11 protein-coding genes are annotated in these 7,140 nt (G+C 57.2%); 3 read left to right on the forward strand and 8 right to left on the reverse strand.

What is annotated here, in order from left to right:
* Positions 1–3: 3 nt before the first annotated feature.
* The 6 genes from ACR0B0_RS18255 to phnG are packed head-to-tail and all read right to left on the reverse strand — an operon-like array spanning position 4 to position 3,635.
* Positions 4–408 carry a VOC family protein gene (locus tag ACR0B0_RS18255; RefSeq protein WP_425081460.1) on the reverse strand — a complete coding sequence of 135 codons (405 nt, stop codon included), beginning with the start codon at positions 406–408 and terminating at the stop codon, positions 4–6.
* The gene (locus ACR0B0_RS18260) at positions 405–1,265 is read right to left on the reverse strand and encodes an alpha-D-ribose 1-methylphosphonate 5-phosphate C-P-lyase PhnJ (RefSeq protein ID WP_480649022.1); all 861 of its coding nucleotides are present in this window, start codon (positions 1,263–1,265) and stop codon (positions 405–407) included. The genes ACR0B0_RS18255 and ACR0B0_RS18260 overlap by 4 nt, the downstream gene beginning before the upstream one ends.
* Positions 1,262–1,510 (reverse strand): hypothetical protein, encoded by a 249-nt coding sequence (locus tag ACR0B0_RS18265; protein ID WP_480649024.1) that lies wholly within the window; start codon positions 1,508–1,510, stop codon positions 1,262–1,264. The genes ACR0B0_RS18260 and ACR0B0_RS18265 overlap by 4 nt, the downstream gene beginning before the upstream one ends.
* The gene (locus tag ACR0B0_RS18270) at positions 1,507–2,598 is read right to left on the reverse strand and encodes a carbon-phosphorus lyase complex subunit (RefSeq protein WP_480649026.1); all 1,092 of its coding nucleotides are present in this window, start codon (positions 2,596–2,598) and stop codon (positions 1,507–1,509) included. Before ACR0B0_RS18270 ends, ACR0B0_RS18265 begins: the two co-directional genes overlap by 4 nt.
* A gap of 3 nt (positions 2,599–2,601) precedes the next feature.
* Positions 2,602–3,177 (reverse strand): phosphonate C-P lyase system protein PhnH, encoded by a 576-nt coding sequence (gene phnH, locus ACR0B0_RS18275; protein WP_480649028.1) that lies wholly within the window; start codon positions 3,175–3,177, stop codon positions 2,602–2,604.
* The gene (phnG, locus tag ACR0B0_RS18280; RefSeq protein WP_170351820.1) at positions 3,177–3,635 is read right to left on the reverse strand and encodes a phosphonate C-P lyase system protein PhnG; all 459 of its coding nucleotides are present in this window, start codon (positions 3,633–3,635) and stop codon (positions 3,177–3,179) included. The genes phnH and phnG overlap by 1 nt, the downstream gene beginning before the upstream one ends.
* A 103-nt stretch (positions 3,636–3,738) precedes the next feature.
* Between phnG and phnF the strand changes: the two genes are divergently transcribed.
* Complete coding sequence (gene phnF, locus ACR0B0_RS18285) at positions 3,739–4,449, forward strand: phosphonate metabolism transcriptional regulator PhnF (RefSeq protein WP_170351821.1); 711 nt, start codon at positions 3,739–3,741, stop codon at positions 4,447–4,449.
* 287 nt (positions 4,450–4,736) lie between these two features.
* Complete coding sequence (rpe, locus tag ACR0B0_RS18290) at positions 4,737–5,423, forward strand: ribulose-phosphate 3-epimerase (RefSeq protein WP_480645325.1); 687 nt, start codon at positions 4,737–4,739, stop codon at positions 5,421–5,423.
* On the opposite strand, the gene ACR0B0_RS18295 is transcribed toward rpe, so the two are convergent.
* The gene (locus tag ACR0B0_RS18295; protein WP_480649030.1) at positions 5,420–6,085 is read right to left on the reverse strand and encodes a Crp/Fnr family transcriptional regulator; all 666 of its coding nucleotides are present in this window, start codon (positions 6,083–6,085) and stop codon (positions 5,420–5,422) included. The genes rpe and ACR0B0_RS18295 overlap by 4 nt on opposite strands.
* A 517-nt stretch (positions 6,086–6,602) precedes the next feature.
* Between ACR0B0_RS18295 and ACR0B0_RS18300 the strand changes: the two genes are divergently transcribed.
* Positions 6,603–6,944 carry a RidA family protein gene (locus tag ACR0B0_RS18300; RefSeq protein WP_170414024.1) on the forward strand — a complete coding sequence of 114 codons (342 nt, stop codon included), beginning with the start codon at positions 6,603–6,605 and terminating at the stop codon, positions 6,942–6,944.
* Positions 6,945–7,039: 95 nt separating this feature from the next.
* On the opposite strand, the gene ACR0B0_RS18305 is transcribed toward ACR0B0_RS18300, so the two are convergent.
* On the reverse strand, positions 7,040–7,140 hold a 101-nt coding region (locus ACR0B0_RS18305; protein ID WP_017929992.1), incomplete at its 5' end, for an EF-Tu C-terminal domain-related protein.

Here is a 7,140-nt window from a genome sequence, read left to right on the forward strand (position 1 = left end):
TTGTCACCTCGGGTCGTACGCAAATTCGATCCGGTTGCCGCCGGGTTCCCGGATCATGAAATGGATTTTCGGACCCGCGCCGGATGGCTCTGGCGCGAATTCGACCTTAACCCCTGGCCAGTCCTTGATGGCATCGAATACGGTGTTCAGCGCGGCCTCGTCCGGCACTTTGAATGCCACGTGATGCAGACCCACATTTGCGTGCCGATCGAACCCGCGCCGGTTGTCACCCTTCTGCTGCCACAGTGTCAGCACGGCGGCACCGTTGCTGATAAAAGCCGAGGGGTATTCCGGCTTGCCGCCCACCACGTCCCAGCCTAACCCGTCGACAAAGAACCCTTTCGAGGCGTCCAGATCAGCGACGGTCAGGCCAAGGTGATCTATTCCCAATACATTCTGCCGTATCATATCTCGCCTTCCTTGCTTAATCGCCCTTGGCTCCCCCGCGCGCGTCGCGTGCGGCAGTAATCCGTGTCGGAACAGACAAACATCCGTTTGCCTGCATCATCCATGATTACCTCGTCCAGATAACTGTCCTCTGCCCCGCACAGGTCGCAGGCATGATCGGCCTTGGTGGGTTCGAACGGGTAATCTTCGAAATCCAGGCTCACCACTTTGGTATGCGGCGGCAGCGCATAGATGCGTTGTTCCCGCCCAGCCCCGAACAGCTGGATCGCGTCCATTTCCAGCTTCGGGTTGTCGAATTTCGGGATCGGCGACGGATCCATCACATAACGCCCCGAGACCTTTACCGGATAGGCATACGCGGTCGAGATCACCCCGTGTTGGCTAATATCCTCGTACAATTTCACATGCATCAGGCCATAGTCCTCGAGACTGTGCATCTTGCGGGTCTCGGTCTCGCGCGGTTCGAGAAAACGCAGGGGTTCAGGGATCGGTACCTGATACACAAGGATCTGATCCTCGGTCAGTTTTACTTCGGGGATGCGATGGCGTGTCTGGATAACAGTTGCCTTCGCGGTTTCCTCGGTTGTCGCCACCCCTGCGGTGTTTTCAAAGAACTTGCGGATCGAGACGGCGTTGGTGGTGTCATCGGCCCCCTGGTCAATCACTTTGAGCGTATCGTCCGGCGTCAATGTCGCAGCCGATACCTGCACGCCGCCCGTTCCCCAGCCATAGGGCATGGGCATCTCACGGCTGGCAAAAGGTACCTGATATCCCGGAACAGCCAGAGCCTTGAGGATAGCTCGGCGGATCATCCGCTTGGTCTGCTCGTCCAAATATGCAAAGTTGTACTCATTCATTTTGAAGTATCACTTTGTGTTTTGGTATTTTTATGGACGTTTTTGTATGTGGAGCGGTCTTTTTGGCCATTATGTTTTATCTCATCCTGCATATCCGCCATTCCAGACGGCGACGAGAATCGATGCTGCGGGACAAGGCCGGTATTTGGAAAGCAATCGGTGCCCTTGACCTTGGCGATCACAGGGTGAAGGACACGGAGTAGGAGCAATAAACCGCTTATCCGCTGTGCGTTGGTTGGGCTCATTCGGCTGCCTCCTGCGGTGTAGTCCTCGCCTCGGCGTCGCGCCGCAGCTTGCGGACCAATTCCAGTTCGGACTGAAAATCCACGTAATGCGGCAGCTTGATATGTTCGAGGAACCCGGTCGCTTGAATGTTGTCCGCATGGCTCAGGACAAATTCCTCGTCCTGCGCAGGGGCACCTAGATTGTCTTCTCCCAATTCCTGCCAGCGCAACGCGCGGTCGACCAAAGCCATGGCGATTGATTTGCGTTCCGACTGGCCAAAGACCAGACCATAACCGCGTGTGAACTGGGGTGGTTCGGTCTTGGAGCCCTTGAACTGGTTCACCGTCTCGCATTCGGTCAATTCCACCTCGCCGATTTCAATGGCAAAGCCCAACTCGGGAATATCTATCTCGACCGCGACTTTGCCGATGCGCAATTCGCCGACAAAGGCGTGGTTGCGGGCGTAACCGCGCTGGGTTGAATAGGCCATGCCCAACACAAACCCCTCATCCCCGCGGGCCAGCGATTGCAAGCGCAGGGGGCGTCCGGCCGGAAACTCCATCGGTTGCCGAGTCAGATCAGCCGGAGCGTCGTCACTTGCGGGTTCATCTTGAATGATATCCTCATCCTTCAGAAAGTCGGCGATATGCGGAACCGGGTCTGTGCGTGGCTGACCTTTGGGTGAGGGCGGAACCTCGCCCTCGGCGGCCAGTTTGAAATCCAGCAAACGATGTGTGTAATCAAAGGTCGGACCCAGCACCTGTCCGCCCGGCGCATCCTTGAACGTGGCCGAGATTCGGCGGTCGCAGGCCATACGGTCTGTTTCAACCGGGTTGGTATACCCGAACCGGGGCAAGGTGGTGCGATAGGCACGGATCAGGAAAATCGCCTCGATCAAATCGCCGCGCGCTTGCTTGATGGCTAGAGCAGCCAGATCGGGGTCGAACAAAGACCCTTCGGCCATTACCCGGTTTACCGCAAGGCTCAGCTGTTCACGGATCTGCGCGATGCTGAGTTCAGCAACATCGGTCGCCCCGCGCCGTTCCTCGGCCAGCCAGGCATGGGCGTTTTCGATGGCCTTCTCACCGCCTTTTACAGCCACATACATCGACTAACCCTCTGCCTTGATCTGCGTGCTCCGCGGCAACGCTGCGACTTTGTCACCGCACGAGAAGAAAAAATCACATCCCAATGGATACAGCGCCGCATTGGCCCGAAGCGTCGGAATATCCGGTAGTGACAGAAGGGCGACGCCCTTGATCCCCGGCCCCGTCAGCGTTGCCCCTGCTTGATTTAGGTCGTCACATTCCACGATCAGCGTCGCTGAACGGTCAGGATACTCAGGCGTTCCAATGCGGAACTGCCCCAAGGGCATCAGCGCTTGCCACGTTCCGATTGCGAAGTCAGCCTGGTCCGCTGTCACAAGCGGCGCACCGGTGTGAAAGGTCAACCATTGCCGCACTGCATCCGTATCAACGTCACCCGCCAAAAACACACTGGTTTCCGGGTCGCAAAGCGTCAGCAGCAGTGTTCCCGCCGCCACGGACAAGGGCGCGGGTGGGTGAGTGCCGATGATCCGGCGGATCTCACCCGGGCGCGCCATGACCGTCATCGCGGCACGAAAAGCATGGGCCGCTTCAATTGGTGCGTTCTGGAACCCGCCTGAAAATTGGTTTTGCACGGTCATCAGTCTTCACCTCGTACCATCGTAAAAAACTCGACCTTGGTGGCCGCGGCCTTGGCGGCGCGGGTTGTTTTGGCTGTCTGCATCTGTTGACCAAGCGGAGCGATCACCCGCGCACGAACGTCTCCGGCGGCGTCGGTTTGCATCAACGCATCAACCAGCGCCGCTATTTCCGCTTTTCGCTTGGAACGTCCCTGCACATAGCCATGACCAATTGTTCCGTCCTGCAACGCGAGCGAACAGCGCGTGATCGTCATTTCACCCAGATTAAATGGCGCGCCTGTGCCGCCGGTCCGTCCGCGCACCATCACACCTCCTACTTCGGGGTGACGGAGCCATTGAAAGCTCGGAGGCGCGCCGATTTCATCCAACAACGCAATCAGTTCTTCTTCTGGAGCGCAGGCCAGCAAACCCATCCATTCCTGACGCGCAGCATTCGCGGTTTTTGTTTTATCGGTCATCAACCCCCCTTGGCCAGGTTGTCTACATGAACTATACAACTAGACAAATATTACACCCCTCGCGGAGAACCCGCAATCCGCGCACCCGTGAAAGTTTGGTGACATGAATAAAACGCCTGTCTGGAAAAGCATTGCGCTCAGCCTGACCTCGGACATAGCCGAGGGGCGATACAATACCGGTGACCGGTTGCCGACCGAGGCGCAATTGGCGGCGCAACATGGTGTCAATCGGCATACGGTACGGCGCGCGCTGTCGGACATGGCCGAACAAGGTCTGGTCCGCCCACGGCGCGGGTCAGGCGTTTTTGTGGCCTCGCGCCCGACCGATTATCCAATTGGCAAACGGGTGAGATACCACAAAAGCATATCGGCCAGCGGTAAGATGCCGGGCAAGACGATCCTGTCGTTGACCACCCGCGCGGCAGATGAAACCGAAGCCGAAGCTCTGCAGCTTACCCCCGGAGACACGGTTCACGTGTATGACGGCCTGTCTCTGGCCGATGGCCAGCCCATCGGCCTATTTCAGAGCGTCTTTCCGGCTGATCGTCTGCCCGACATCCTGACTGCACTGCAAGACACGCGATCCGTGACCAAGGCACTGCAACGCTGTGGCGTCGCAGACTACACCCGTGTGTCTACCCGCCTGACCGCGCGGGCTGCCACGGCGACACAGGGTTTGCATCTGCAACTGTCGCAAGGCGCTCCGGTGCTGTTTTCGACGGGGATCAATGCCGATCTAAACGGCGTGCCGGTCGAATACGGGCGCACGGTTTTTGCAGGAGAGCGGGTTACCCTGACCCTGAATAATGATTGAGCACCGGAGGCTCTCGCCCGTCTTCGACCTCCTTGCGGAGGCCTCATCCCGTTGGGCGTAGCGCTGCGCGTGGCGCCGGGCCCAAAGCCGCCAAGGGGTATCGGCACAGCCGATGCGCCTGCGAGTGCGGGAGTGGTTCCGCCCTTAGACATGACTGCTCCTATAATGCTCAAGCACTCCTGCAATGGGGTGAAAGTTTTGTAACGTTGGGCAAACCGCGGGGGCTACCCTTTGCAATGCAGCGCAGGTATACGCGACCGCGACTCTTCAGCTGACACGAGGCCACCATGAGCTTTGACCGCACCATCAAGATCGCCCCGTCGATCCTATCCGCCGATTTCGCCAATTTCGGGCAAGAGATTCAGGCGATCGAGGCCCAGGGCGCGGATTGGGTCCATGTCGATGTTATGGACGGCCATTTCGTCCCGAACCTGACCTTTGGCCCACCCGCCGTCAAAGCATTCCGCCCGCACGTTAAAACGGTGATGGATGTCCACCTGATGATCGCGCCGGTTGATCCTTATATTCAAGCTTATGCCGATGCAGGTGCCGATATCCTTACAGCGCATGTCGAGGCCGGTCCGCACACCCACCGTACGATGCAAGCCATTCGTGCAGCCGGGATGAAGGCAGGGGTTGCGCTGAATCCCGGCACGCCAGCCGAAGCCGTCGAACATCTTCTGGACCTGACCGATTTGGTCTGCGTCATGACCGTGAACCCCGGATTCGGTGGTCAGAAGTTCATCGACATGACCAGCAAGGTCCGCAAACTGCGTCAGATGATCGGTGACCGCCCCGTGCATATCGAGATCGACGGCGGTGTTGACCCGAAAACAGCCCCGTTGGTTGCAGCCGCAGGCGCTGATGTTCTGGTCGCAGGATCAGCTGTCTTCAAGGGTGGATCAGTTGAAAGCCCCGGTGTCTATGGCGACAATATTCGCGCCGTACGGGCTGCCGCAGAATCCGCGGTTTAGGCCATCTGTAATCTGGCGGTTTGCAGAAACCGCGAAATCTCGAGCCCAAGGCTGGCTTCGATTGAAATTGCCAGATCTGGCTGATTTTGCAGTTCCGCAGTCAGATCGGACATGTTCCATTCGATCACCCGTGACGGTTTAAGGGCTGTCACGGTCACCGGCGCGGTAAAGCCCTGATCTTTGGCCAGAAAGGCTGTCCCACCAAGGAACCGGCCTTCGCCTAGCGTGTCTACGCGGTCTCCGCTCATCTCAACACCGATTTCCCCATCCACGATAAGGGATAGGCTGTGTACCGGGCTACCTTGCGTTAACAGATTGGTTCCAACCGGAACTGTTTTTGCAACTCCCATTCTCAGCAGGTCATATGCGTCCCGCTCCGAGAAATTGCGCAAAGCGATTTCATAGAGGTGTCTTTGAATATCGGTAAATGGCACCGGGCGTCGTTCCAGCAACAAACGCACAATCCAAAAGATGTTGATACCGGTGAAAAACAGGTTCCACCCGATTGGGGCCCACAGCGGCGCGGGTTGCAGATAGTAATAGGGCAGCAGGATCATCGCGCCAATCACCGACAGAACACGCAGCCAGAAAATATCCCTGACCGAATAAGATATCAGGTAAAAGACATTCGCCGCATTTACCAAAAGGTCCAAACCCACCATGCCCTACCTCATCAGTTTTGCGCGCTGACCGGGGCCAGGCGCGCTTTACAGGTGCATGTTGAGTTTAGCAGTCGCTGTTAGGTGGGCTAGAGCGTTGACTCCGGCCTATTACTTTTTCACCCGGAATCTTTCAGGTTTCTCTGAAAGACAAGTTATGTGGCTTACTTTCTGCTGCGGACGTGGCAGGTGCGATCTGGTGCCCGTCTCAGGATCATCGGCGCTTAGGATTGCGGCTTGCATGTCGCCCAGATCGGTGCTGTGCAGGATACGCGTGCTGTAGTGTACGAACGGAAGTCCAAACATGATTTACCCCAAGCTCTGATTTTCTGACACCAACCCTTGCGAGACTCGCGCCGTTTGCTTCGAGTGCAAACATGGGGTCACTTCTTTGCGTTGAAGTGGAGGTAAAATTAAACCGCCAAAACGACCGCAGATCTTGCCACGAAAATAGCAATTGCCAAGCATGTCATCTTGTGACCATGAACAGCCGCATCAAACATCTAAATGAGAATGCCCCATGATTGAACGCATCGACACCGGCGAACGGTCCTCGAAAATCGTAAAACACAACGGCGTGGCCTACCTGACCGGACAAGTCGCCGAGGGTGACACTATTCAGGAACAAGTCCGAATTTGCCTCGAAAAAATCGATGCCCTGCTCGTACAAGCCGGGTCATCACGTGAGAAAATGCTACGTGTAACGATCTGGCTGGCCGATATGAAAGATTTTGCCGGATTGAACGAGGTCTGGAATGCCTGGGTTCCCAAAGGTCACGCACCGGCCCGCGCCTGCGGGGAAGCCAAGCTGGCACGCCCCGAACTGAAAGTGGAATTTATCGTGGATGCTGCTTACGATTAAGCCTTCGGCAAAGGCAGTTTGCGCGCATTAGCATACATCCAAGCAAAAAGGGCGCCCCAAGGGACGCCCTTTCTTTGAGTATTGGCTTAAGCGCCTTACTCGATGATTTTCGACACAACGCCGGCGCCGACGGTGCGGCCGCCTTCGCGGATGGCGAAACGCAGGCCGTCTTCCATCGCGATCGGGGCGATCAGCT

This window comes from Ruegeria sp. BA12, assembly GCF_056539625.1.